The sequence below is a fragment of the Arthrobacter sp. Y3223164 genome, assembly GCF_059091005.1.
This window is the reverse complement of record NZ_JBNHGF010000574.1, coordinates 1-1,307: the sequence shown is the minus strand read 5'-3', so window position 1 is coordinate 1,307 and position 1,307 is coordinate 1. Positions and strand designations below refer to the sequence as shown.

2 protein-coding genes are annotated in these 1,307 nt (G+C 68.8%); one reads left to right on the top strand and one right to left on the bottom strand.

Annotation, left to right across the window (positions count from 1 at the left end):
• Positions 1-196: 196 nt before the first annotated feature.
• A complete protein-coding gene (locus AC5RUJ_RS16515) occupies positions 197-745 on the bottom strand; it encodes a WhiB family transcriptional regulator (RefSeq protein ID WP_494001445.1) in 549 nt (182 codons plus the stop codon).
• 272 nt (positions 746-1,017) lie between these two features.
• On the opposite strand from AC5RUJ_RS16515, the gene AC5RUJ_RS16510 reads away from it, so the two are divergent.
• Positions 1,018-1,307 (top strand): TIGR03089 family protein (locus tag AC5RUJ_RS16510; protein WP_494156274.1); only part of this gene is annotated, 290 nt, incomplete at its 3' end.

Below are 1,307 nucleotides of genomic sequence, written 5' to 3'. Positions count from 1 at the left end.
GAAGCGGCGGCCACCGGGCTGCCGGCGGGCAACTGCGCGCGCAGCAGGTCAGCGGACCCGTCGGACGATCCGGTGTCCACCCCGACGTGGGCATCGGCGGGTCTCGTCTGCCGGGCCAGGGCTGCCAGGGTTTGGGGCAGGCAGGAAGCGCCGTCGTGGGCTACCACAACGGCGGTGACGCGAACTTGCTGCTGAATCAGAGCGCTCTTTTCCGTAGCCGGCGGCGCTCGCGCTCCGACAGGCCTCCCCAAATGCCGAAACGCTCGTCATTGGCCAGCGCGTACTCCAGGCACTGCGAGCGCACCGTGCACGCGCCGCACACCTTCTTCGCGTCGCGGGTGGATCCGCCCTTCTCGGGGAAGAACGCTTCCGGGTCCGTCTGGGCGCACAGGGCATCGGCCTGCCAGCCGAGTTCTCCCTCGTCCTCATAGCCGGCGCCGAAGCCCGGCAGCCCGATCCACTGCGGTTTGGGCGCCGGGTCGGCCTCCGCCGGTTCCCGGAGCAGGCGCGGAGCAGTCAGCTCCAATACCTCGGCCCCGGGTCCCTCCGCCAACGCTTCGTGCGCGGCGAGGAAGGCGGTGGCCGCGTCCTCGAGTGTCTGTTGGCTGGATTCGCGGAAGCGTTCTGCCGCCGTCGGATCTGCCGGATCCACATACCAGTCTGCCGGTACGCCGCGCGATCCGTGCGATGCCGAAGCCTGCGCTTCGAGCTCCCGCCGGTGCGCACTACGTTCTGCCTGCCCCATCAGCCCTCCCGGAGTTCCTGTACCAGCATGGTGCTAGATTCATGTGCAGCGCTGGATCTCAGAGCCGGACACAAGCATGCTGTTACACGTTTAATAACTAATTACATGGGTGTAATACGTTCAAGTCAAGCGCCGGCGGGAATCTTAGAGACCCGGCAGCGAAATCCGCGTACGCCACGCGAGGGCCCGCCCCCGTGATGTGCGTCACAAATACCGCGTGCAGGCGTCAGCCGGCCTCCGGCTGGGCCACGAACCCGACCCTAAGGAGCACCGTGAGCACCCCCGCCACGATCACCAACCTGCTGGCCCGGATGCGCCCGGGCTCGTCCCCCTGCCTGGTCTGGTACGGCCCGGAGGGCGAACGCATCGAGCTGTCCGGGCGCGTGCTGGACAACTGGGTGGCCAAGACGGCGAACCTGCTGGCCGAGGAACTGGACGCCGCCGAGGGTACGAGCGTGGGTCTTCTGATGGACCCGCACTGGCGGTCGTTGGTCTGGGCGCTGGCCGCGTGGCAGGCCGGCGCCACCGTCCGGCTGGGCGAGGCCGCCCGGAGCGCCGACGT

Excerpts from the sequence above, each read along its gene's own strand:
- AC5RUJ_RS16515 (WP_494001445.1), bottom strand. The coding sequence starts at position 745 with ATGGGGCAGGCAGAACGTAGTGCGCACCGGCGGGAGCTCGAAGCGCAG.